Raw genomic sequence first — 23,476 nt, 5'->3', positions numbered from 1 at the left:
CAGGTCTGCTGCCGCACCGACCGGACATTCCTGCTGGTGAAGACGCTCACAAATGTGGGCACGGCCGGGCGGTGGCGCGTCGCTGAGACAGCGGTCACCCCCGGTGGCCCGCGCACGGGACAGGACGATACGAAGATCATCGTTACGCTGCGATCATGGACATCGAGGAGCGGCTACGACGGACCCGTCGGTGGCTGTGGATCGTGCTGATCGGGCTCTTCCTGAGCGGTGCCACCGCATTTCCGCTGGAGATCGAGGTGCGCTGGCTGCTGCGCGCACTGGACCCGCTCTCCGACCAACTGCCCGCCCTGGTCGCCTGGATCGAGCGGGTGCACACCGGCCTCGTGACGGCCGGTGAGGACTACCCGTTCCTGCTATACGGCACCGACTGGCTGGCGTTCGCCCATCTGGTGCTGGCGGTGGCTTTCTGGGGGCCGCTGCGGGACCCGGTGCGCAACGTGTGGGTCGTGCAGGTCGGCATGATCGCCTGCGCGGGAATCGTGCCGCTGGCGCTGATCTGCGGGCCGATCCGGGACATCCCCTGGTTCTGGACGCTCATCGACCTGTCCTTCGCGGTTGGGGCGTTCCCTCCGCTCTGGTTCGCCTACCGGCACATCCGTGCCGTAGAAGCGAGCACGGCCGCGGCGACAGGCGTGCCAGCGACTGCCTGACCGGGCCTATCCAGGCCCTTGGCCGGGTGGGTGAAGCCAGCCGGGCACGACCTGCGGGAGGGCAACAGAACCCCCGACGGTCCCTGAGAGCCCCGACGGTCCCTGCCGAGCTGCCCCAGATGTGGGACGCGATCATCGCCCCATTTTTGGGGCAGCTCGACAGGCAAGCACCGAAGTGGTCGGTCGTCGGCCCGCGCCCCCGGGGAGAACGCGGGCCGCCGGGGCGCCGGAAGGGCCCGCCGCAGGACGGCGGGCCCTTCCAGTCCACACCGGAGGCCTAGTGCGACAGCAGGTGGTGCGACTCGCGGATCTTGGCCCAGGACTTCGGCTCCGTCGGCGGGGCCGCCTTGCGTGCGGCGGTGGCCACGTCGGGCCGGCCGGCGGTGAACAGCCAGGTGGTGAACAGGTCGTCCAGGTCCAGCCCGGAGATCCGTTCCGCCAGTGCCTGGAACTGCTCGATGGTGCCGTTGCCGTATCGGTGCTCGCTGGTCCAGGTCGGCAGGATCTCGAAGAACGCGTCGTCGCCGACGGCCAGCCGCAACTGGTGCAACGTCATCGCGCCGCGGTCGTAGACGGCGTTGTCGAAGACCCGGGCGGCACCAGGGTCACCGGGCAGCACCTGCCAGAACTCGTCGTCAGCCGGGTAGCTGGCGTAGGTGAAGTCGAACACCTCCTGCGCGGTGCCCTCACCCTGCTCCTCCGACCAGAGCCACTCGGCGTACGAGGCGAAGCCCTCGTTGAGCCAGATGTTGCGCCACTCGGCCACCGAGACCGAGTCACCGAACCACTGGTGGGCGTTCTCGTGCGCCACCACGTACGTGTTGGCGCCGCGCCGCCAGAAGCCCGGCCCGTACACCGGTCGGGTCTGGGTCTCCAGTGCGAAGCCGATGCCGTCGACTGGCCCGGCCACGCCGCCCTGCGCCTCGAACGGGTACGGCCCGAAGATCCCGCTCTCCCAGTCGACGATCTCGGCGGTCCGCTCGATGCTGGCCCTCGCGGCCGGCCCGAGCGCGCCCAGCGAGGTGCTGTACGCGTTGACCACCGGCTGGCCGCCCGGCGTGGTGTCGGTGACGATGTCGTACTGGCCGATGGCCATGAAGGCCAGGTAGGTGGCGGTGGGTGAGGTGGTCCGCCAGATCCACCGGGTGCGGTTGCCGGCCTCGGCCACCGGTGGCCTCGGCTGCACGCCGTTGCTGATCACCTCGACGCCGGTGGGCACCGACACCGAGATGTCGAAGGTGGCCTTGTCCAGGGGGTGGTCGTTGCTCGGGAACCACCACCAGGCCGACTCGGGCTCGTTGACGGCGAGGGCGCCGTCGTCGGTGCGCGTCCAGCCGGTGTAGCCGCCGACCAGGGTTTCCGACGGGATGCCGTTGTAGCGCACCACGATGGTGAGCTGCTGGCCCCGGGTCACCGTGCGGGCCGGCGTGACCACCAGCTCGTGTGCGCCCGCGGTGCTGGTCGTCGCCGCCCAACCGTTGACCCGCACCGACTCGACGTCGAGCAGGAAGTCGAGATTGAACGCCGACAGGTCCTGGGTGGCGGTGGCGAGGATGGTGGTGGTGCCGGTGAGCAGGTCGGTGGCTGGTTCGTAGCGCAGCCGGACGTCGTAGTGCTCGACGTCGTAGCCGCCGTTGCCGTAGTCGGGGAAGTAGGTGTCGCCCAGGCCGGCCGCGCCGGGTTGCGGAGCGGCCGTGACGATCGGCCGACCCCAGCCCGTCGGGGCGGCCTGGCCGGGGGTGCCGGCGAGCATGGTGCCGGCGGTGGTGAGGGTCAGGGCGGCGGTGGCCGCCGTGAGTGCTCGTCGCACGAGGTGGACTCCCTCCATCGGGTGTTCGCCACGCAAACCTAATCGACAGAAGTGAACGTCGCAGGCCCGCCGCGCGGCGCGACCGGTCCGTGGATTTCGTCTGTCGGGCTCTGGCACGGCTTGCGCCGCAAGGTCACACTGTGTGGATCGGAGGTGACGCGTGCGGCGGTCCGAGGTGCCCAAGCAGGAGTTGATCGGCCAGCGGCAGGCGGCCACCGGGCGCGACCGGCTGCCGGCTGGCGGGCTGGAGTTCTTCGCGCTGCTCGCACGGCTGCTGCGGCGACCCCGTCGCGGCGACCGTCGGCTGCCGCTGCTCTGGCTGGTCCGCTCCGACACGGCGGATCTGATGGTGCAGCTGCGCCGCTTCCTCGGTCAGGGCGCCCGGCGGCGGGTGCCGCACGCCGTGTTGGACGCCGACGCGCCACCGGGCGCCGGGGACGTGCCGGCGCTGCTGCGCGAACTGCACCGGCAGCTCTCCCTGGAGGCGTTCGGCGCCGCCCGGCTGCGCTTCCGGCACTACCCGCTCGCCGACTGGCTGATGCACCAGAGCCTCAGCTTCGGCACCGACGCCGACGACAGCCGCGCGGCCCTGGTCCGCCGGTTGCGCGACCGCCGGGGCCCGCGTACGCCCGAGGCGTTGCCCAGCGGCGGTGACGCGGTCAGCATCGTCTCGCAGGTGCTGCTGTGGGTGGTCCGCCGCGCCGTGCCGGGGGTGGTCTTCCGGGCCGCCGTCTCCGGCCGGGTGCCGGTGCTCGGGCGGCACTACAACTGGTTCATGCGCCAGCAGTACCTGGCGCCCCGGCAGTCGGTCACCTTCCTCGGCTTCGCCGAACGCCTCACCGCCGGGTGGCGCGACGGCGAGCAACCCGACCAGGTCAACAAGCTGCTGCTGCACGCGTTCCTGGAGGACCTGCGGCAGGCGTACCGGCGTCGACCGTGGCGCCCGTCGGACTGGCGGCGCACCGCGTACCCGGCGCTGCTGATCGATCACGTCGCCCCCGGCAACGTCGGTGGCGAACTGGTCCGCCTGATCGGCGACGTCCGCACCGAGACGGGCCGCAACGACCCGCTGCTCATCGTGGTGTCCGGCGGGCAACCACCGCCGGAACTTCCCGAGCCGCACCCGCTGACCGAGGCCGACGAGGCGTACGACGAGTGGGCCGAGGCGCTGCCGGAGATGCGGCGGCTGCGCCGCCCGGCGGCCTGGCTGGTAGCGTTGCGTCCCGACGACTCCGACACCGGCCCGCCGTCCCGTGGCGGCATGCGACCGTTCTCGGCGCCCGACCCGCCCTGGTGGTCGCGGCGCTTCCTGCCGGCGGCGCTGTGCCTGGTGCTGGTGGTGGCGCTAGGTGTGTGGGCGGGCAGCCGGTGGGCGCCGGGGTGTCACCCGTCGCTGACCGGCGGTCGGGTCTCGGTCGAGGTGGTCGCCAGCGGCGAGTGTGTCGGGTACAGCGACAGCGCCGCGCAGGTGTTCAACAACGACCCCGGTCAGGAGGGGCTGCGAAAGATCCAGCAGCGCATCTTCGCGCAGAACCGCGCCGCCGAGGAGGTCTGGCAGCGCAGCGACCGGCGCCGGCCCTTCCTGACTCTGGTCTACCTGGGCACCCTGACCGGCAACCGGACCCGCGCCGACGAGGAGTCCTACGTCTCCGAGCGCGAGGAGCTCGAAGGCATGGCCACCGCCCAGTACGCGTTGCTGAAGGAGTCGGCCGGCGCCGACGGTGCCGCGCTGCTGCGGATCGTGGTGGCCAACGGCGGCCGGCAGATGATCTACGCCGACCGGGCCGTGTCGATGCTGGCCGAGCTGGCCTCGGACGATCCCACGGTGCTCGGGGTCGTCGGCCTGGTGGAGAGCCGGACGAGCACCGCCCGAGCGCTGCGCGAGCTCAACAAGGTCGGGCTGCCGGTGCTGGCACCCACGCTCTCCGCCGACCGGATGGACGCCAACTCCCGCCTCTACCTGCAGATCTCCGCGCCCAACACCGACCAGGTGGAGATGGTCGACGCGTACGCCCAGCAGGTGCTGAAGGTCGACGAGGCGCACGTCTACTACACGACGTTGGAGGGCAGCTCACTCACCGAGGACCTCTACGTGGGCACCCTCGTCGACGGGCTGCGGCAGCGGTTCGGCGCCCGCATGACGCGCCTCGACGAGTGGCGCACCGGTGAGCGGCTGACCGACGAGTGCGGCTACCCCGGCCTGCTCTTCTACGCGGGCCGCTGGACGGAGTTCGACGGTTTCCTGCGAGCGCTGCGCGAGTGCGGCGGCAACCCGCCCCGGCACCTCGTCGCCGACGACTCGGTCAACCGCTACATGGCCAACCCCGGGCTGCGCGCTGCCGCCCCCGGCAACCTGCCGGTCACGTACGTCTCCAAGGCCTCCCTGGCCACCTGCGCGGCGCTGCGGGTCGCCGAGGAGCGCCGCGACGACGCCCGGGCCAGTTTCCTGTCCTGGATCCAGGCCGACGACCTGCTGGACCCGCCGCGCTGCCGGCCGGACTCCGGGCACCAGGTCGGCGAGCGGGTCAGCCTCGCCTACGACGCGGCGATGATGATGATCCGGGCGGTGGAGAGCCTCGCCGCCCGGCTGCACCACGCCGACCCGCGACAACGGTGGGAGCCGACGTCGGTCAACCCGGTCGCCGTGCACGCGGAGGTGCTCCGGCAGAATGCCGGCCAGGGCTACCGGGGGGTTGCCGGGCTGATCCGGTTCACGCCCGAGTCGGGCGAGCCGGTCGACAAACGGCTGGCCCTGCTGCGGGTGGAGCAGGTGCCGCAGGTGGCGACGGCGCCGGTGGAGGTGTTCCGCTGTGGGCTGGCCGACGCGCCCGACCCCGTGCCGTGCGGCCCTGCCTGACGGGTCCGGCGTGACACGTCCTCGCAGGACTGTCCGGGTGCTACCGCTGTCCGTTAGGGTTCCTGGGACCAGGCGGCCGTCGGCGTTGGGGGCAGAGGGTGGGCAGGCTCGCGTCGGCGTACGGGCAGGCGATCAACTCCCACCGGGCGGCCCGAGCGCACCTCGACGCCGCCCGCAACGCGCTCGGCACCGCACCGGCTGCCGCCGCCCTGGTCGGCGTCGACGCGCTGGTGACCCGCCTCGCCCGCCTCGGCGGCGCCCTGGCCACCCCCGCTCCGGGCGCCACGCCGTTGACCGACGAGCCGGCGGCCGTCCGGATCGGCGAGGCGTCCATCTCGGACGTTGGCTTCCCGGTGCTGGTTCCCCTCGGCGGTGGGCACCACCTGGCCCTGGACACCGACGCCCGCGACCCGCGGGTCGCCGGGCTGCTGCGGGCACTGGTGCTGCGGCTGGTCGCCACCGCGCCGCCCGGTCAGGTCCGGGTCGCCGGCATCGATACCGCGGCGCTCGGCGCCACCTTCGGCCCGTTGCGTCCCCTGCTCGACGCGGGGGTGCTCGACCCGCCGGCCACCAGCGAGGCCGAGGTGGCCGCGCTGCTCGATGCCGCCGAGCAGCATGCCCGCGCCGCCCAGCACGGTCAGCCCGCCGGCCGGCACCTCCTGGTGGTGGTCGCCACCGCCGCGCCACCGCCGCGTGAGCTGGCCCGGCTCGCCGCGCTCACCCACGCCGGCCCGGCCGCCGCCGTCTGCGTGCTGCTCACCGGCCACCCGTCCCGGGTGCCCGGCGAAACCGCGCCGCCGCTGGGTGGCACCACCGCGATCCGGTTCCACCAGGGGTACGCGCAGGTCGGCGACTCGCCCGGCATCCCGTTCAGCGCCGACGGCAGCGGGCTCGCCGCACCCGTGGTGCTCGACGGTGACCCGCCGGCCGCCTCGGTACGCGCGCTCGCCGAGCACCTCGGCGCCGCCACCCGTCGCGCCGACGCGCTGCCCTTCACCGACCTGCTGCCGGAGCGGCGCTGGGCCGAGTCGGCCGGCAACGGTCTGCGGACGGTGATCGGCCGGGCCGGCACCGCACCCCTGACGCTCGCCTTCGACGACGCCACCCCGCACTGGCTGGTCGGGGGGCGCACCGGCGCGGGCAAGACCGTCTTCCTCCTCGACGTCCTCTACGGGCTGGCCGCCCGCTACTCCCCGGCGGAGTTGCAGCTCTACCTGCTCGACTTCAAGGAGGGCGTGAGCTTCACCGAGTTCGTGCCCACCGGTCGGGACCCGTCCTGGCTGCCGCACGCCCGTGCCGTCGGCATCGAATCCGACCGTGAGTACGGCCTCGCCGTCCTGCGGGAGCTGCGCCGGGAGGCGCAACGCCGGGCCGGTGCGCTGAAGCGCCACGGCGTCACGAAGCTCGCCGACCTGCCACGGGACAGCCCGCTGCCCCGCATCGTGGCGGTCATCGACGAGTTCCACGTGCTGCTCGCGGGCAACGACGCGCTGGCCCGCGAATCCGTGGACCTGCTGGAGGAGTTGGCCCGCAAGGGCCGCTCGTACGGCATCCACCTGGTGCTGGCGAGCCAGAGCATGACCGGCATCGAGGCCCTCTACGGGCGGGCCGAGGCGATCTTCGGCCAGTTCGCGTTGCGGGTGGCGCTGCCCGGCGGCGGCGGGGTGCTCGATCAGCTCAACGACGCCGCCGCGGCCCTGCCGGTCGGCTCCGCCGTGGTCAACACCGCCGCCGGCGCGGTCGGCGCCGACACCGTGCTGCGTTTCCCCGACGCGCACGCCGCCGCCGCGGACCTCGCCGCGTTGCGCCACGAGCTGTGGCAGGCCCGCCCGCCGGGCTTGCGGGCACCGGCGGTCTTCAAGGGGTACGAGGTCGCGCGGATCGAGGACGACCCCACCTTCGCCGGGTTGCGTCCCGGTGGTCGGCGCCCGATGGCCCTGGTCGGCCGGACCGTCGACGTGCACGGCACCACCGCCCTGTTCCTGATGGACACCACCCCCGGCCGGCACCTCGCCGTGGTGGGCACCGCACCGACCGGCGCGGACGTGCTGCGCGCCGCGACGCTGAGCCTGGCCCGTCAGCACGCCCCCGGCGACGCCCGGTTCCAGTTGGTCTCCCTCGTCACCGTCGCCGACCCGGTCGCCGACGACACCGAAGCGGTCCTGCGCGCCGCCGGCCACCCGGTGCACCGCCTCGACGCCGCCGGACTGCGCGACCGGGTCACCACGTTGGCCGCCGAGCCCACCGGCCGCGAATACCTGGTGGTCTTCGGCATGGACGCCGCCGCGCCGGTGTTCGGGGCGGCCGACCCGGGCACGTTCCGCTCCGGCCTGGACGACCTGCGCACACTGCTGCGCCAGGGCCCCGGTCAGGGCGTGCACCTGCTCGGCTGGTGGCGAGGGCTGCGCCGGCTCGCCGACGACCTCGGCGGCACCCAGAACCGCGACGACGTCGCCTGTCTGGTCGCCCTCAACGTGCCCGGGGCCGAGCTGGCCCTGCACCTCGGGACGCACGACCTGACCTACACGCCCCGCGCCGACCGGGCGCTGCTGATCGACCGGCACGACCAGCGCACCCGGCTGATCGTCCCGTTCGTCGGCGACGGGCACGACCCGGACGGGGAGCGGTGACAGTGTCCTTCGAGGAGTACGCGGCGCTGGCCCGACAACTCGCCGAGCAGCGCCGGGCCGGTGAGCAGCACGCCGCCACCGAATCCGCACGTCGCCGTGACCTGCACGCCGCCGTCGACTACCTCCAACAGAGGCTGACCGCACAGGGGCACCGCCTCGACCAGCTCGGCCGATCGATCCGAGTCGACCAGCCACCCGCCGGCTCTGCCCCGGGGGGTCCGGCCGAAGCCGCCGGCTGGCCGGGCCCACCGTCCGGCTCCGGGTTCCGCGCTGATCCGGTCACTGCTGCCGGATCCGGCCTTTCGTCCGCTGCCGGGTCCGGCCCTTCCACCCCACCCGGAACCGGGGACGGGGGATCCGACGGCGCAGCCGGCGTGCCGGGGCCGGCGGGGGTCGGGGCGTACCCCCAGCTGCCGGCGGGGGAGGCGCGGCTGGCGCTGCCGACTGCGGTGAGCCCGGCGGGCGTCGGGGTGCCGGCGCAACGCGCGGCGGCGGTCGACCCGGCGGTGGAGCTGGAGTTGGCCCGGCGGATGGCCGACGAGGCCGACCGGCACGGACAGCAGGCGGAGCTGCTGGCCCAGCGGCCGGCGCTCCTGCCGACGTGGTCGCCGCTGGCGCGGGCGGTCGCTGTCTACGCCGCGTGCGGCGCTGCCGCCGGGGTGCTCGTGCTGGCCCTGGTGCTGGCGTCCGGCGTCGGCATGGTCGACGGGTTCACGCTCGGAGCGTGGATCTGCGCGGGGCTGCCGGCGGTGGCGTTCTTCGGTGGGTACCTGGTGCTGGGCAGGTGGGGGCGGCCCGCGATGGTCACCGGCACCCCGCCGCGTTATCTGCCGCTCGGGTTCCTGATCTGTTTCCTGCTGGTGCCGATGGCCTACTGCGCCTACCTGCTGCTGGTCCGCGGCCTGCGCTGATCCCCGCCGCGATCCCACCCGGCTCGACCTTGAGGTCGCCGGCCTACTCCGCGTGGTAGGTGAGGAGCCCGCTGTCGCTGAATCTCTGCTCGGTGCCGCTGTTCGAGAGGCCAAAGACGCGACAGGTGCGGCCGTCGGCCGGTTGGCCAGCTGACGCCTCCGTGTAGGACCAGACCTGACCCACCTGCGCCTTGAACGTACGACTGGTCCGCGGTGGCACGTCGAGCGCCTTGTGTGGCTCGCAATCTTCGTCGAAGAGCCACAGCACGAACGGCTCGCTGCTCGCCGAGGCGGTGCCGCGGACCGGGTCGCCCCACCGGTCGGCGGGGATGTCCCGGTGGAAGTACGCCACGGCTTCCTCGCCCTTGGTCTGCGCGATGCAGGCCCGGGCGAGTTGTGCCCCAGATTCCGAGGTCGCCGTGGACGCGGGCGGTGTCGAGGAAGACGACCGGGAACTGTTGAGGATGCCCCACCTGTCACCGGTGGAGTGGGCAGCGACGAGCAAGAGGGCCAGAACTGCCGCGAGCCCGCCCGACAGCGCGACGGCCCTGGTCCGGCGACGACGGCCGGTAGCGGCGGCGGGGTTCCCTTGAGATGCCACGTCGCGTCACTCCTCCAGCGGCACGGACCGTTCACTTGCCTGCCGGCAGCAGAGTCTATGGCGCTCCCCGCCCCGGCACTGTCCCGCAAAGGCGGTCCGTGCCGCGTCTACCGCTGGTCGGTCGCGCTGAGTGCGTCGATCTCGTACGCTCCCATGTGGTCTCCGCCGGTGCGGTGGTGGAGGCGATGGTCGACCACGGGGGAGGCGCGCGTGAGCGCAGCACAGATCATCGCGAGGCTGGCGGCGGCGTCGCAGAAGCTGGACGAGGCGAAGGCCAAGACCGCAGCGGCAGCCCAGGACGCAGCCGAGGCGCGGGCACTTGTGGCCGGTGCGCTGGAAGGCGTGGCAGCCGGCCCACTGGTCGGCATGATCGATGCGTACCGTCAGGCGCTGGCCCAGGCGTCCCAGGGCGGCGACCCGGCCAAGCAGCACGTCCAGGAGACGATCGCCAAGGTCCGAGCGCTGGGAAACTGATCACGGGTGGGGGGAGCACGACCGGTTCAGCGTGTTAGGCGGAATGTCTGCTCGAACCGCGGGTAGGCACAGCCTGCTTCGCCGCACAGTTCGAAGCCTCCGCTGATCAGTGCCAGGCCCGGCTTGAGGATGAGGCCGCCACCCTCCACCCACGCCCGCCCGGTGACGATCTGCGGCTCGCCGGTGCAGTAGGCGGGGCCCCAGCCGGACGCGTACGCGACCCTGTTGCCCGACCGCTGTCGGATGATCAGCTCAGTGCCGCCGGACAGGCCGGCCTGGCAGGTCAGGGTGAGGGACACGTCCAGGGCGACGCCTTGCGCGACCAGGGTCGCGGACGTGACCTCAACGTCGCTCGCCGCGCTTGCCGGCGTCGGCGCCAGCATCACGAAGAGTGACATCCCGAGTAGTGCGATGGTGGCGATGATGCGGCGCACGACGGTTCTCCTTGCCGGAGTGGGTGCTTACCTACGGTCACCCTAGCCCTCTGCGGCATTCACGGAGATCAATTGCCTGTTGATTCTTTCCGAGGTGCGCGTTCGATGACGACGAGGGGGATCTCGCGGTCGGTGCCCTTCTGGTAGCGCTCGTACGTCGGGAAGACCTTCGTCATCACCGGCCACAGCCGGGCCCGCTCCTCGCCCGTCGCCGTGCGGGCCCGACCGGCGATGCGCTCCGCGCCGACCTGGATCTCCACCGCCGGGTCGGCGCTCAGGTTCAGGTACCAGGCGGGGTGCCTGTCCGCGCCCCCGTTGGACGCCACCAGCAGGTGGTTGTCACCGTCGCGGCCGTACATCAGCGCGGTGCGGCGCAGGGCGCCCGTGCGGCGTCCGCGGGTGGTGAGCAGCAGCGACGGTACGCCGTGGTAGGTGCCGCCGTCGGCGCCGTCGGTCTCGACGTACCGCTGGATGTGCTTGGCCACCCAGCCGACCGGGCTGTCCTCGATCGTCTCGTGCTGCTCCTGCGCGGTCATCGCTTCGCCTCCTTCATCGGGCCTGTCCGCTGGGGGGGAGGGCAGGCCGCTGAGTCATCAAGAGGACTCACCGGCATCAGGCTTTCACGGGACATGGCCACCAGTTGCGTGGGGCCAGGACCGAGGGGGTCATCCGCGCGAGCGCGGCAGGCAGCACTTCTTGTACTTCGCCCCGGACCCGCACCAGCAGGCGTCGTTGCGCCCGGGCGGCCAGGCCCTGAGGTCGGGGCCGGTGAGCGAGTCGGCGTACTCGTCCTGGGTTTCCTCGTCGGTGGGGTTGCTGCCCTCGCGTTCGGCGAAGGCCGACAACCCGGCGACGGAACCGACGACCACGCCCAGGTCGGCGCCGCCCAGCCCGGAGGCGTCGACGAGGGCGCGTTCGGTCTGGGCGCGGTGCTCGTCCCAGCTCGCGGGGTAGCTGTCGGCGAGGGCGGGCCAGCGCAGCAGCAGCGCGTCGAACTCCGCCTGCGGCCAGAACAGCAGCGTCGCGGGGCCCTCGTCCAGTGCGTCGAGCGCGTGGTCGCTCGCGGCGCGCAGCCGGTCGGCGAGGTTGTCGTACTCATCGTGCGGGAGGCCCATCTCCTCGCGCAGGTCGTGCCGCCGCTGGGTCAGGCCGTAGATCATGGCCGCGGCCTCGTCCTGGGCGTCCTCGGATTCGTGCTGCTGGTTGCGGGTCCGTTCCAGGATCGCGTCGAGCGCCCCGGTCAGCCATTCCAGCGCCAGCTCGGGTTGGCCGGCTTCGGCCAGCTCGTCGACCAGGTACGTGGCGTTGGGGTTGGTCTCCAGCAGCGGGCGCAGGGCGGTCAGCTCGGCCATGCCCTCGTCGGAGCGGCCGAGGCGCAGCAGCAGACCACCGCGCACCGAGCGGGCGTACGCGTCCTCGTCGGGCTGTTCGGCGATGGCGCGGGTGGCCAGCGCGAGCGCGTCGGCCAGGTCACCCGCCTGCTCCAGGATGTCCGCGGCGACCAGCAGGGCGTACGCGGTGTCGTCGGGGTCGGCGACCCGCCCCTCGTCGACGGCGCCCACCAGCTCGGCGACCAGCGCGGCCGGGTCCGGGCTCTCCGGACCCAGGGAGCCGATCTCCTCGATGCGGTCGGTGGTCAGCAACTCGGGCATGTGGGCATCCTGAAGAACGGCGAGTGGTGGACGGGGAAGCGGCCAGCGTACTCCCGGACATGGTGGAGCCCGGGCGGCGAACCGCCCGGGCTCCGACACGTTGCCTCAGCGGGTCGCGGGCATGGTGGCGAACTCGCCGGCTAGCTCGGACTCGACGATCGTCGTGGCGGACGGCCGGGGACCGGCCGCCTTCCGCCGGGCGGACGGGACGGCGAGGGCCGCGAGCGCGGCGGCCAGCGCGATGGCCGTGAGGACCAGAAACCCCATCGTGAAGCCGGCCTCCCGGGGCAGGCCGTTGGCCTGCGGGTTCGCGGTGATCACACCGCTGACCACGGCGGCGCCGATCGCGCCTCCGATGGTGCGGATGTTGGCGTTCATGCCGGTGGCCACGCCGGTCTGGCTGGCGGGCACGCTGGCGACGATCAGGTTGGCCATCGACGCGAAGGCCAGGCCGATGCCGAGGCCGACCAGGCCACCGGCGATGGCGACCTCCCAGCGGGTGTCGTGCGCGACGGCGAGCATCGCGGAGGCGGCCACGTTGAACGTGGCACCGGTGGCGAGCTGCGCCTTGGCGCTGAAGACGGCCTGGAGCCGGCCGGCGACGATGCCGGCGACGAACATCGCGCTGACCATCGGCAGCATGAGCAGACCAGCCTGGCTGATGCTCGCGCCGAAGCCGTAACCGGCGGCGGTCGGGGTCTGCAGGAACTGGGGGAGGAAGGCGTACACGGAGAACATCGACGCGCCGTAGAGCAGGGCGACCAGGTTGGTGGTCCAGACGCCGGGCAGGCGCATCATCCGCATGTCGATCAGCGGGTTGGGCGACCGCACCTCGGCGACCAGCCAGCCGACCAGCAGCACCACGGCGAGAGCCAGCAGGCCGAGCACCCGGGGGCTGGTCCAGCCCCACGCCGCGCCCTGGCTGATCGGCAGCAGCAACGCGACCAGCCAGCCGGAGAGCAGCAGTGTCGCTCGCCAGTCGATGCGACCGGGTGTGCGGACCGGGGACTCGGGGACGAAGAGGTGGGCGGCCACGGCGGTCAGCCCGACCACGACCATCGGGATCCAGAACAGCCAGCGGTAGTCGAGCGTGCTGACGATCGGGCCGGCCAGCACGATGCCCAGGCCACCGCCGACGGCGACGATCGCCGAGATGGCGGCCACGGCCGTGGAGACCCGCGCGGCGGGGAACTCGTCGCGGATGATGCCGAACGACAGGGGGAAGACCGCTCCGCCGATGCCCTGCACGACCCGGGCGATGATGAGGACGCCGATGTTCGGCGCGATTGCGGCCAGCAGGCAGCCGAGGGCGAGCGCGGCGAGCGCGACGACCAGCATCCGCTCCTTGCCGACCATGTCGCCGACCCGTCCGAGGATCGGCGTGAAGATCGACGCGGAGAGCAGGTAGGCGGTCAGGACCCACGTCACGGTGTTCTGGGAGGTGTGCAGATCGTGCTGGATGGTCGGCAGCACCGGGGTGATCAGCGACTGGAGCATCGCGAAGAACCCGGCACCGGCGGCGAGCACGGTGAAGGTGAGCCGACGCGAGCTGCGTCGGGAGGTCACTGCCACGAGAGAAGACTCCTGATAAAGGTACGGAAGGAGGTTTGTCACCCGTCGTCTGTGGCGGGCTGGCTGTCGGGTCCGGGCGATCGGGTGGCCAGGCAGATCGGGCGGGTCCCGAGGTAAGCTAAGCGGAGGCAGGCCTCCGGGATTCCGGAGGGGTGCCTCCACTAAGCTAGCGGAGGGTTGCCTCCGGTTGCAACCAGGACGAGGTGACGCACGTCATGACCAGCGCGGGGCAGGTGCCCGAGGTGTTCGCGCAACGCCCGAAGCGGGCCGACGCACGGCGTAACTACGACGCTCTGGTCGCCGCTGCGCGCGACGCGTTCGCCGAGAACGGCGCCGCCGCCTCCCTGGAGGACGTGGCCCGGCGGGCCGGGGTGGGCATCGGCACGCTCTACCGCAACTTCCCCAGCCGGCGGCACCTCTTCGAGGCCGTGTACGTCGAGGAGGTCCGGGCGCTGAGCCGCTCCGCCGAGGACCTGGCCGAGCTGCCACCGTGGGACGCGCTCGTCGCCTGGTTGCACCGCTTCGTCGCGTACGTAGCCACCAAGCGGGCGCTCGCCGAGCATCTGCTGCAGGACTCGGAGATCTTCCGGAGCTGCCGGACGGAGATCTACTCCGCCGGCGAGCCGCTGATGCGTCGCGGCCAGGCCGCCGGCGTGGTCCGTGACGACATCGGGTTCGACGACGTGGTGCGGCTGATCAGCGGCCTCACCATGGCCCAGTTCCCGTCACCCGAGCAGCGCGACCGGGTGCTCGGCGTGGCCCTGGACGGGCTGCGCGCCTCCACCCGCTGACGCTCGCCCGCCGACCGGTCAACAGTCGACCAGCAACAGCCACTCGTCATCGAGCTGTTGGACCACCGCGCCCGCCGGCCAGCGGTGACCGGGATCGACCACCGCCCGGGCCTGATCGACCTGCGGTGGCCGGCTGAACTGCGTGTCGCGGAAGCTGGCCATGCTGTGAAACCGGGCCCGGCCGAAGTTCGCGGCGTCGGTGAAGCGGGCCTGGTCGAACAACGCCTCCGCCCCGAACACCGTCCAGCGGAACAGCGCCATGTTCGTGAAACGGGCAGCGTGGAAGTTGGCCGACCGGCCGAACTCGGTGTGCTCCATCGACAGGGCGCCCTCGAAGACGGCCTGCCGGAACGTGGTGGAGTCCTCGAAGCGGGTCGCGTCGAAGCTGGTCGGCTGCCCGAAGGTCACCTGGCGAAACGAGGTGTGACCGGCGAAGGTGGACCGTCGACAGGACAGGCCGTCGCTGAACGTGGCCCCGTCGAAGGTGGCCTGACCGCTGACGCGGACGCCGTCCAGCAGGACCTCACCGTCGGCCGCGACGCCCTCGAAGACCACGTCGCCGAAGGTCGCCGCCCCGAGCTGGAGACGCCCCCGCACCGTCGCGCCCGCGAAGGTGGTCGTGCCGGTGAACGCCGTCGCCGTGAAGTTCGCGTCGACCAGCGTGCAGCCCGTGGCGTCGAAGTCGACCAGCGTGGCACCGGTCAGGTCCAGCGCCACCTCCGGCCAGTGGGCCGCGTCGTCCGCCCGCAGGTGGCGGGTCAGCACACGCTGCGCGGTGCGCCGGACCTCCGTCTCGCGCGGCTCGTCGTCGGGTGCCGGCATCCGCAGGTACGCGCAGAGCACCGCCCCGATCGTCGGGCGCTGCCCCGGGTGGTCCTGACCGAGGCGTTCCAGCGCGTGCAGCCCGCCGAGGCGTACCGCCGCGCTGTCGTTGCCGAGCAGCTCGACGGCCCGGGTGTAGAGCTCGGTCAGTCGACGTTCGGCGGCGTCGTGCTCGGCGGCGGTGGACTGCCGGTCCTGCTGGCGTTGCGCGGCCTCGGCCACCGACTCGGCGTGCGCCTGCACGCGGTCACGGTGAGCCTGGTCCCGGGCGGCGACGCTCTCCTGGTGCCGCTGCGCGCGTTCGGTGATCCACTGGCGGCGAGCGGCCAGGAGCAGGGCGAGCCCTCCGCCGGTGCCGGCGACCACGGTCAGGCCCGTGCGGATCGCGTCGATGCGCAGCGTGGCGCGGGTGTCCGGCTGGCTGGCCCGGTCGGCCTCGGTGAGCAGCAGGTCCAGCACCAGCCAGCCCAGGGCGGCGGCGAGCAGCAGGCCGACCAGGACCAGCCACCAGGGCATCACGCGTAGTTGGCGCTCGGTGGGTTCGTCGGCGGCCACGGCCACAGCATGCCATCCGCCGACCCGACCCGGGGTGCGCGCGCCGTGCCGGCGGTCCGATGTGGAGCGCCGCGATTTGCGCGTTTGCGCCCTCGCCGGGACAACGGGTTACCGGCGCGTAACAAGTCATTGACGTTTCTGAATTGTTGCGGGGATGATCGTCGCACGGTCGACCGGACACCCCCACCCACCTGCCCGGTACGCCGGGTGCCTCCCCCCGGAGGTGCAGCCATGCTGCTCCGAAAGACCGCCCTCGTCGTGTCCCTCGTCGCCGCCGCCCTGTTCGCGTCCGCCGGCACGGCGACCGCCGCCCCCGCCGATCCCACCCCGGCTCCCGTCACCCCCGAAGCCTTCGCCGCCGCCGCCGCGGCCAACCCGGTGATCGTGGTCGGCGGGCTCAGCGGCATCGCCGTCGCGTACGAGCCGATGGCCGCCCGGCTGCGCGCCGACGGCTACCGCACCTTCATCTACCAGTTGCCCGGGCTGGGCCTCGGCGACATCCCCACGTCCGCCCGCGCGTTCGCCACCTACGTCGACCAGGTGCGCGCCAGCACCGGTGCCGCGACGGTGGACGTCGTGGCCCACTCCGAAGGCGGCCTGGTCAGCCGCTACTACCTCAAGCGGCTCGGCGGCACCGCCACCATCGGGCGCTACGTCAGCCTCGGCACACCGCAGTACGGCACCTACGTCGCCAACATCGTGGCGTTCCTCGGGCTGGGCAGCTGCGCCGGCGTCGTGGCCTGCCAGCAGATGACCATCGGCTCGGCCTTCCTCGCCGACCTCAACGCCGGCGACGACACCCCCGGCGCGGTCCGCTACACCACCATCCGAACGCTTCAGGACGAGCTGGTCCGGCCGACCGGGAACGCCGTGGTCAACGATGGTGCGACCAACGTGCTGATCCAGACGTACTGCCCGCTGCGGGTGGTGGGGCACCTCGGCCTGGTGCTCGACGGCACGGCGTACACCATCGTGCGTGGCGCCCTGGTCGACGGCCCGGTGCGACCCAACTGCCTCGCGCTCTGACACGGTCCACGGGGGTGGTCCCGACGGGAGCACCCCCACGGGCGCGCGACGGTGAGTGTCGGGTCGGCGACGGTACGCCGAAACGGGATGGCGCGGACGCCGCCGACTGACACCGACGGCGTCCGCACCGGTGGGTCAGCTCGCCTTGGCGAGCGCCTCGAACTCGTCGTCGGTGAGCCGCACGTCGGCAGCGCCCACGTTCTCCTCCAGGTGCGCCACCGAGGACGTACCGGGGATCGGCAGCATCACCGGCGAGCGGCGCAGCAGCCAGGCCAGCGCGAGCTGCGCGGGCGACGCGCCGTGCGCGGTGGAGATGGCGTCCAGCGGGCCGCCCGGGCGGGCCAGTTCACCGGTCGCGATCGGGAACCACGGGATGAACGCGAGGTCGTTGCGCTCGCAGTACTCCAGCACGTCCTCGGCGCTGCGGTTCGCGAGGTTGTACAGGTTCTGCACCGACGCGATCGTGGTGATCGCCCGGGACTCCTCGATCTGCGCGACGCTCACCTCGGACAGACCGATGTGCTGGATCTTGCCCTCCTCGCGCAGCAGCGCCAGCTCACCCAACTGGTCCGCGAGCGGCACCTTCGGGTCGATCCGGTGCAGCTGGTACAGCGGGATGCTGTCCAGGCCGAGGTGCCGCAGGCTCAGCTCACACTGCTGGCGCAGGTACTCCGGGCGGCCCAGCGCACGCCAGTCGCCGGGGCCGGAGCGGCTCAACCCGGCCTTGGTCGCGATGACCAGGTCATCGGCGTACGGGTGCAGGGCCTCCCGGATCAGCAACTCCGAGACGAACGGGCCGTACGAGTCGGCGGTGTCGATGAACGTCACGCCCATCTCGACCGCGCGGCGCAGCACCCGGACCGCCTCGGCCGGGTCCTTCGGGTCTCCCCAGACACCCGGGCCGGTGATCTGCATCGCCCCGTAGCCGAGCCGGTTGACGGTGACGTCGCCACCGATGCGGTAGGTGCCGGACGCCTTCGCGGGCTGCTCACTGATGTTGGTCGCCATTGGCCGATCCCCAATCGTCGTGTCGTGGGGGCGTGGAAAGGCCCACCCGCCACCAGATAGATCATCCCCCGGCAGCCGGCCGGTATTCCGCTCGTCGGTCGACTGTGTGCGTGGACACCTCACCCGCAAGCCGTCGGGCGGTCGCTCGCGAGCCGCGGCGGGCGGTCGCCTGGAGTCCGCCCCGGGCATTGCCCGGAAGCAGCCGGTACGACCGGGGCGTCCGTGCGACGCTGGCCGGAGCCGGTGCCTTCCGGCGCGACGGCAGAGGGAGCACCCATGGCGGGAGTGCCGCAGGTCAACTTCGCGCTCGACACGTACGAGTGCATCGTGATCTATCCCGGCGCGGCCGGACGGGTCCTGCCCGCCGAGACCGTGCAGCGGTTGCAGGCCGAGCACGCCGAGCACATGCAGGCGCTACAGCGAAGCGGCATCATCCTGGTCGCCGGTTCGGTGGACGGGCCGGCCCGCGAGCCGGAACCGCCGATCGGCTTCGGTCTGGCCCGCACCGGCAGCGTCGACGACGTCCGCAGCGTGCTGGAGGCCGACCCGGCGGTGCAGGCCGGGCTCTACCGGGTGGACGTGCTGACCTTCCTCTGCCCGGCCGGATCCCTGGAGTTTCCGCTGGTGAAGACGGAAAGCTGACCACCCGGCCAATCGACGGCTGTCGTGATGGCGACGGCGCTCGGCGGCCTGCCGGTGTTACGGTCGCGCCCAGCGAGGGCCGCCGCCGGGGCGTACCCGGAAAGCCTTGGGTAGGCCCCGGTCGAGGAGTCGCCATGATCTCCGCCGCCACCCCCGATGTCGCGACGGCCACCACCCGGCTGCGCGCCCTGCTCGGCGACCGGCTGCACGAGCCGGGCGATCCGGCGTACGTCACCACCACGACGCTCTGGAACGGTGCGGTTCAGCGCACGCCGCTCCTGGTGGCCCAGTGCCTGGACGCCGACGAGGTGGCCGACGCGGTCCGCGTCGCCGCCCAGTGCCACCTGCCGCTGTCGGTCCGCTCCGGAGGGCACGACTGGGCCGGCCGGGCGTTGCGCGACGGCGGTGTGGTGCTCGACCTGACCGGTCTGCGCGCTGTCGACATCGATGTGGACGCGGCCACGGTCACCATCGGCGGCGGCGTCACGGCCGCCGGTCTGCTGGCCGCCGCCCGCCCGTACGACCTGGTGGTGCCCACCGGCACCGTTGGCGACGTGGGCATGGCCGGGCTGGGTCTGGCCGGCGGCTACGGCCCGCTGTGCGGCCGGTTCGGGCTGACGCTGGACAGCCTGCTCGGCGCGGAGGTGGTCCTCGCCGACGGCCGCCGGGTCACCGCCGACCCTCGACACGACGCCGAGCTGTACTGGGCGCTGCGCGGCGGCGGTGGGAACGTCGGCGTGGTCACCGAGCTGCGTTTCCGCGCGCACCGGCTGCCCGGCGTGCTGGCCGGCATGATCATGTTCGCTCTGGCGGAGGCGCCGGCCGTGCTGCGCGGCTACGGCGCGCTCATCGCCGACGCACCGGACGAGCTGACCGTGATGACCGGCTTCCTGCCCGGCCCGGCCGGCGAACCGGTCGTCTTCGTCTGCCCGTTCTACAGCGGCCCGGACCTGGACGCCGGGCTGCCGTGGATGGATCGGCTGCGCGCGCTGGGCACCCCGCTGGTCGACCAGATCGCCCCGATGCCGTACGCGGACGCGCTGCGGATGTTCGACGGCGGGATGGTCGACGGCAACCACTACCTGCTGCGTACCCGCTGGCTGCCCGCGCTCACCGACAGCACGGTGGACGTGCTCGTCGACGCGGCCCGGCAGGTCAGCTCCCCGTTCTCCGCGCTGGCCGTGCACCACTTCCACGGCGCGGCCACCCGGGTCCGTCTCGCCGACACGGCGTTCGGCCTGCGCACCGACCACCTGCTGACCGAGATCATCGCGGTCTGGGCACCCGGCGACCGGGCCAGGCCACACCGGGAGTGGGCCGAGCACACCTCGGCGGCGCTCGCACCGCACGCCCTGCCCGGTGGCTATCCCAACCTGCTCGCCCCCGAGGAGACCGAGCGGGTCCGGCTCGCCTACGGCGCGAACTGGCCGCGGCTGCGCCGGGCCAAGCACCGCTACGACCCGCGTGAGCTGCTCACCGCGGTGCCCACCCTGCCCCGGTCGCGGCGCTGATGGTGGGCTGCCGCCGGGAGCACCCCGACAGCGCACGCCACCGGAGGCGTACGATTCCCGGCGCGCGGTCGCCGTTGCCCGTCGCCACAACGTTCCCGGTGCGGTTCCACCCGCCGGCCCGATGCGCACCGCGCGTCGTTGGACACATGTTCCGCTGCCTGCAATGGGTCGGCCCCGAGTCCGACCTGAAGGAGAGACTAGCCTGATGGGCGTGACACGCCGCGTAAAGATCGTCTGCACTCTGGGTCCCGCCACCTCGTCCCCGGAGCGCATCCGGGGTCTTGTCGAGGCCGGCATGAACGTGGCGAGGCTCAACTTCAGTCACGGCAGCCACGCCGACCACGAGGCGGTCTATCGACTGGTCCGGGAGGCGTCCGAGGCGGCAGGTAAGCCGGTGGCCGTTCTCGCCGACCTCCAGGGCCCCAAGATCCGGCTCGGCAAGTTCGCCGACGGCCCGCACGAGTGGCGCACCGGCGACTCGGTCGTGATCACCGGTGACGACATCATCGGCACCAAGGAGCGGGTCTCCTGCACCTACCAGAAGCTGCCGCACGAGGTGAAGCCCGGCGACCGGCTGCTGATCGACGACGGTCGCGTCGCCGTCGAGGTCACCGACGTCACCGGCAACGACATCCGCTGCCTGGTCACCGAGGGCGGCCCGGTCTCCAACAACAAGGGCGTCTCGCTGCCCAACGTGGCTGTCAGCGTGCCCGCCATGTCGGACAAGGACGCCGAGGACCTTCGCTTCTCCCTGGGCCTCGGTGTCGACCTGGTCGCGCTGTCCTTCGTCCGCTCGGCCGAGGACATCAAGCTCGTGCACGGCATCATGGCCGAGGAGGGCGTGTTCCGCCCGGTCCTGGCCAAGGTCGAGAAGCCGGAGGCGGTGGAGCACCTGGAGGCCATCGTGCTGGCCTTCGACGGTGTCATGGTCGCCCGCGGTGACCTCGGTGTCGAGATGCCACTGGACCAGGTGCCCCTGGTGCAGAAGCGCGCCGTGCAGCTGTGCCGGGAGAACGCCAAGCCCGTCATCGTGGCCACCCAGATGCTCGACTCCATGATCGAGAATTCCCGCCCCACCCGGGCGGAGGCCTCCGACGTCGCCAACGCGGTGCTCGACGGCGCGGACGCGGTGATGCTCTCCGGCGAGACCAGCGTCGGCAAGTACCCGGTGCTGACCGTCAGCACCATGGCCAAGATCGTGACGACCACGGAGTCCGGCTCGATCGGCGTGCCCCGGTTGCAGCACGACCCGCGTACCCACGGCGGCGCGCTCACCGTCGCCGCCTCGTCGATCGCCCGGGCCATCAACGCCAAGGCGCTCGTCGCCTTCTCGCAGACCGGCGACACCGTCCGACGGCTGTCCCGCCTGCACTGCGACCTGCCGCTGCTGGCCTTCACCCCGGTGCCCGAGGTGCGCGACCAACTCGCCCTCTCCTGGGGCGTGGAGACCTTCCTGATGCCGTTCGTGCAGCACACTGATGACATGTTCCGTCAGGTCGACCAGGCGCTGCTGGGCCTCAACCGGGCCAACCCGGGTGACTACGTGGTGATCGTGGCCGGTAGCCCGCCCGGCACCCCCGGCTCGACCAACACGCTGCGCGTACACCAGCTCGGGTCGCTGGTCGACGCCGCGTCGGCGCGGGCGCTGCAGTGAGCGACGGTCGGGTCGCGGTCGGCCAGGCCGCGGTGGACCAGCTCCTGGAAGTGCTGGACCTCGACCCGACCGGGGACATGACCTTCCGGGGGATGAGCCCTCCGGTCGGCCCACAACGGGTGTACGGCGGCCAGGTCGCAGGTCAGGCACTGGTCGCCGCCGGCCGCACTGTCGACCCGGAGCGCTTCGTGCACTCGCTGCACGGATACTTCGTCCGCCCCGGCGACCCGGTCGAGCCGATCGAGTATCAGGTGGAGAACATCCGCGACGGCCGGTCCTTCTCGGTTCGCCGCGCGGTCGCCCTCCAGCACGACAAGCCGATCTTCTTCATGTCGGCGTCGTTCCAGCGGGCCGAGGAGGGTCTGGACCACCAGGTCATCGCCCCGCTGGACGTTCCCATGCCGCAGGACGTGCCGACGATGACCGACCGGCTCTCCCGCTACCCGGAGCGGCTGGGCATCTGGGGCCAGATCCCGCGTCCGATCGACGTGCGCTACGTGGGTGAGCCCGGCTGGGTCCGTCCCGGTGACCGGCCCGCCGACCCGCACCAGCGAGTCTGGATGCGCATCGACGGCAAACTGCCGGACGATCCGCTGCTGCACGCCTGCGCGCTCACCTACGCCTCGGACCTCACCCTGCTCGACTCGGTGCTCTCCGCGCACGGTGAGGTGTGGGGGCCGGGCGGGCTGGTCGGCGCCAGCCTGGACCACGCGCTGTGGTTCCACCGGCCGTTCCGGGCCGACGAGTGGTTCCTCTACGACTGCCTGAGCCCGTCGGCGTCCGGCGCGCGTGGGCTGGCCACCGGCCGGATGTTCACCACTGACGGCAAGCAGATCGCCAGCGCCGTCCAGGAGGGCCTGCTCCGCCGCGTCGGCGCCTGACCTTCTCGACCATCCCCGCCAGGCGCGCGTCCGCAACGGCCGCGTCGTGGCGGGGATGAGGCGGGTCAGGCCTGGTAGATGGCCTCGCCGGCGATCTCGATCTGCACCGTCTTGCCGACCAGCACTCCGCCGCTCTCCAGGATGACATTCCAGAGCAGGCCGTAGTCCTCACGGTTGATCTCGGCCGTCGCGCTGAATCCGAAGATGTTCTGCCCGTACGGATCACGACGGGTGCCACCAAAATTCACCTCCAGGTCGACAGCCCGGGTGACCCCCTTCGCCGTCAACTCACCGGTGAGGACGAATCGTCCGGGTGTGCTGTCGGACTGCGGCGGAACAATGTGACTCCGGCCTCGTCCGCCCAACCGATGGTTGCGCAGACGGGCCCACTGGAATATGGGGTCCTCGGTGCCCTGCCATTTGATTCCGGTGCTTCGATATTCGAGAGTGGGATAGCGCTCCACATCGAGGAAGTCGGCACTCTTCAGATGCGTGTCCCGGTCGACACTCCCGGTGGTGATGCTGGCCGACATTATGGTGGCCGTCACAGAGGAGAGCAGCGGGTCCTCCGCCACGATGATCTCGGCGGTGGCCTCGGCGAACTCGCCGCGCACCGGGCTCACCATCATGTGCCGGGACAGGAAACCGATCCGCTTGTGCGCCTGATCGAGAAGATAGGTGCCGGCGACCGGGATGGTCATGCCATCCCAGGTGCGTGTGGCGACATCGGTCATCGTATTGCCTTCCCCCCGAGCACACCCGGGTGTTTATCTATATCTTGTCGGCGGCCACGTAAACGGCCAGACATTCGTACTCCCGCCCAGCATAAGGACGCTCCAGAACAGCATTTCGGCCCCCACCGCGCGGTGGATCATGACGCGCTTCACCGCTGCGCATCGGTGGCGGGAACGGGCGTGAGCGGCACAGGTTTCCATCGATGCGTACCCGATCGGCCGAGGGTCGCCCGCCCAGCT

Annotated in this window: 20 protein-coding genes; 11 read left to right on the top strand and 9 right to left on the bottom strand. The window is 72.2% G+C overall.

Annotation, left to right across the window (positions count from 1 at the left end):
* The first annotated feature begins 155 nt into the window (after positions 1-155).
* Positions 156-671 (top strand): hypothetical protein, encoded by a 516-nt coding sequence (locus AC3CF1_RS10195; protein ID WP_330466025.1) that lies wholly within the window; start codon positions 156-158, stop codon positions 669-671.
* 277 nt (positions 672-948) lie between these two features.
* Here the strand turns inward: AC3CF1_RS10195 and AC3CF1_RS10190 are convergent, their stop codons facing one another.
* On the bottom strand, positions 949-2,499 hold the full coding sequence (locus tag AC3CF1_RS10190; RefSeq protein ID WP_488450249.1) for a M1 family metallopeptidase: 1,551 nt from the start codon (positions 2,497-2,499) through the stop codon (positions 949-951).
* 142 nt (positions 2,500-2,641) lie between these two features.
* On the opposite strand from AC3CF1_RS10190, the gene AC3CF1_RS10185 reads away from it, so the two are divergent.
* The 3 genes from AC3CF1_RS10185 to AC3CF1_RS10175 all read left to right on the top strand — a co-directional run bounded on the left by AC3CF1_RS10185 (position 2,642) and on the right by AC3CF1_RS10175 (position 8,879).
* Positions 2,642-5,338, top strand: a complete 2,697-nt coding sequence (locus AC3CF1_RS10185; protein WP_488450247.1) for a type 1 periplasmic-binding domain-containing protein — start codon at positions 2,642-2,644, stop codon at positions 5,336-5,338.
* A gap of 98 nt (positions 5,339-5,436) precedes the next feature.
* Positions 5,437-7,968 carry an FtsK/SpoIIIE domain-containing protein gene (locus tag AC3CF1_RS10180; protein ID WP_488450245.1) on the top strand — a complete coding sequence of 844 codons (2,532 nt, stop codon included), beginning with the start codon at positions 5,437-5,439 and terminating at the stop codon, positions 7,966-7,968.
* 2 nt (positions 7,969-7,970) lie between these two features.
* Positions 7,971-8,879, top strand: a complete 909-nt coding sequence (locus AC3CF1_RS10175) for a hypothetical protein (RefSeq protein ID WP_488450243.1) — start codon at positions 7,971-7,973, stop codon at positions 8,877-8,879.
* Positions 8,880-8,922: 43 nt separating this feature from the next.
* On the opposite strand, the gene AC3CF1_RS10170 is transcribed toward AC3CF1_RS10175, so the two are convergent.
* Positions 8,923-9,480 (bottom strand): hypothetical protein, encoded by a 558-nt coding sequence (locus AC3CF1_RS10170; protein WP_488450242.1) that lies wholly within the window; start codon positions 9,478-9,480, stop codon positions 8,923-8,925.
* Between the two features lie 210 nt (positions 9,481-9,690).
* Between AC3CF1_RS10170 and AC3CF1_RS10165 the strand changes: the two genes are divergently transcribed.
* Positions 9,691-9,954 carry a DUF6244 family protein gene (locus AC3CF1_RS10165; RefSeq protein ID WP_088949318.1) on the top strand — a complete coding sequence of 88 codons (264 nt, stop codon included), beginning with the start codon at positions 9,691-9,693 and terminating at the stop codon, positions 9,952-9,954.
* Between the two features lie 26 nt (positions 9,955-9,980).
* On the opposite strand, the gene AC3CF1_RS10160 is transcribed toward AC3CF1_RS10165, so the two are convergent.
* The 4 genes from AC3CF1_RS10160 to AC3CF1_RS10145 all read right to left on the bottom strand — a co-directional run bounded on the left by AC3CF1_RS10160 (position 9,981) and on the right by AC3CF1_RS10145 (position 13,612).
* Complete coding sequence (locus AC3CF1_RS10160; RefSeq protein WP_488450240.1) at positions 9,981-10,388, bottom strand: hypothetical protein; 408 nt, start codon at positions 10,386-10,388, stop codon at positions 9,981-9,983.
* A gap of 68 nt (positions 10,389-10,456) precedes the next feature.
* Positions 10,457-10,924, bottom strand: a complete 468-nt coding sequence (locus AC3CF1_RS10155; protein WP_488450239.1) for a nitroreductase family deazaflavin-dependent oxidoreductase — start codon at positions 10,922-10,924, stop codon at positions 10,457-10,459.
* A gap of 129 nt (positions 10,925-11,053) precedes the next feature.
* The gene (locus AC3CF1_RS10150) at positions 11,054-12,040 is read right to left on the bottom strand and encodes an SEC-C domain-containing protein (protein ID WP_488450237.1); all 987 of its coding nucleotides are present in this window, start codon (positions 12,038-12,040) and stop codon (positions 11,054-11,056) included.
* 105 nt (positions 12,041-12,145) lie between these two features.
* The gene (locus AC3CF1_RS10145) at positions 12,146-13,612 is read right to left on the bottom strand and encodes an MFS transporter (RefSeq protein WP_488450235.1); all 1,467 of its coding nucleotides are present in this window, start codon (positions 13,610-13,612) and stop codon (positions 12,146-12,148) included.
* A gap of 215 nt (positions 13,613-13,827) precedes the next feature.
* Here AC3CF1_RS10145 and AC3CF1_RS10140 point away from each other — a divergent pair, with 215 nt between their 5' ends.
* Positions 13,828-14,403, top strand: a complete 576-nt coding sequence (locus tag AC3CF1_RS10140; RefSeq protein ID WP_354983053.1) for a TetR/AcrR family transcriptional regulator — start codon at positions 13,828-13,830, stop codon at positions 14,401-14,403.
* An 18-nt stretch (positions 14,404-14,421) separates the two neighbouring features.
* Here the strand turns inward: AC3CF1_RS10140 and AC3CF1_RS10135 are convergent, their stop codons facing one another.
* Positions 14,422-15,780 carry a pentapeptide repeat-containing protein gene (locus AC3CF1_RS10135; RefSeq protein ID WP_355162540.1) on the bottom strand — a complete coding sequence of 453 codons (1,359 nt, stop codon included), beginning with the start codon at positions 15,778-15,780 and terminating at the stop codon, positions 14,422-14,424.
* A gap of 231 nt (positions 15,781-16,011) precedes the next feature.
* Between AC3CF1_RS10135 and AC3CF1_RS10130 the strand changes: the two genes are divergently transcribed.
* Complete coding sequence (locus tag AC3CF1_RS10130; protein ID WP_355162542.1) at positions 16,012-16,806, top strand: esterase/lipase family protein; 795 nt, start codon at positions 16,012-16,014, stop codon at positions 16,804-16,806.
* Between the two features lie 135 nt (positions 16,807-16,941).
* On the opposite strand, the gene AC3CF1_RS10125 is transcribed toward AC3CF1_RS10130, so the two are convergent.
* On the bottom strand, positions 16,942-17,814 hold the full coding sequence (locus AC3CF1_RS10125) for an aldo/keto reductase (protein ID WP_088949308.1): 873 nt from the start codon (positions 17,812-17,814) through the stop codon (positions 16,942-16,944).
* A gap of 276 nt (positions 17,815-18,090) precedes the next feature.
* Here AC3CF1_RS10125 and AC3CF1_RS10120 point away from each other — a divergent pair, with 276 nt between their 5' ends.
* The 4 genes from AC3CF1_RS10120 (at position 18,091) to AC3CF1_RS10105 (ending at position 22,502) form a co-directional block, all read left to right on the top strand.
* Positions 18,091-18,456, top strand: a complete 366-nt coding sequence (locus AC3CF1_RS10120; protein ID WP_088949307.1) for a YciI family protein — start codon at positions 18,091-18,093, stop codon at positions 18,454-18,456.
* A gap of 134 nt (positions 18,457-18,590) precedes the next feature.
* Positions 18,591-19,967 (top strand): FAD-binding oxidoreductase, encoded by a 1,377-nt coding sequence (locus tag AC3CF1_RS10115; RefSeq protein ID WP_488450231.1) that lies wholly within the window; start codon positions 18,591-18,593, stop codon positions 19,965-19,967.
* A 205-nt stretch (positions 19,968-20,172) separates the two neighbouring features.
* Entirely contained in the window at positions 20,173-21,621 is a 1,449-nt protein-coding gene (gene pyk / locus AC3CF1_RS10110; protein ID WP_088949305.1) for a pyruvate kinase, read from the top strand.
* A complete protein-coding gene (locus tag AC3CF1_RS10105; protein ID WP_488450228.1) occupies positions 21,618-22,502 on the top strand; it encodes an acyl-CoA thioesterase in 885 nt (294 codons plus the stop codon). Before pyk ends, AC3CF1_RS10105 begins: the two co-directional genes overlap by 4 nt.
* Positions 22,503-22,567: 65 nt before the next feature.
* Here the strand turns inward: AC3CF1_RS10105 and AC3CF1_RS10100 are convergent, their stop codons facing one another.
* Positions 22,568-23,236 carry a YceI family protein gene (locus tag AC3CF1_RS10100; protein ID WP_210793923.1) on the bottom strand — a complete coding sequence of 223 codons (669 nt, stop codon included), beginning with the start codon at positions 23,234-23,236 and terminating at the stop codon, positions 22,568-22,570.
* Between the last annotated feature and the right edge of the window lie 240 nt (positions 23,237-23,476).

Source organism: Micromonospora sp. MGP-C2 (assembly GCF_057766525.1).
Note: the sequence above shows the minus strand (reverse complement) of the source record. Positions and strands in the feature narration are given on the sequence as shown.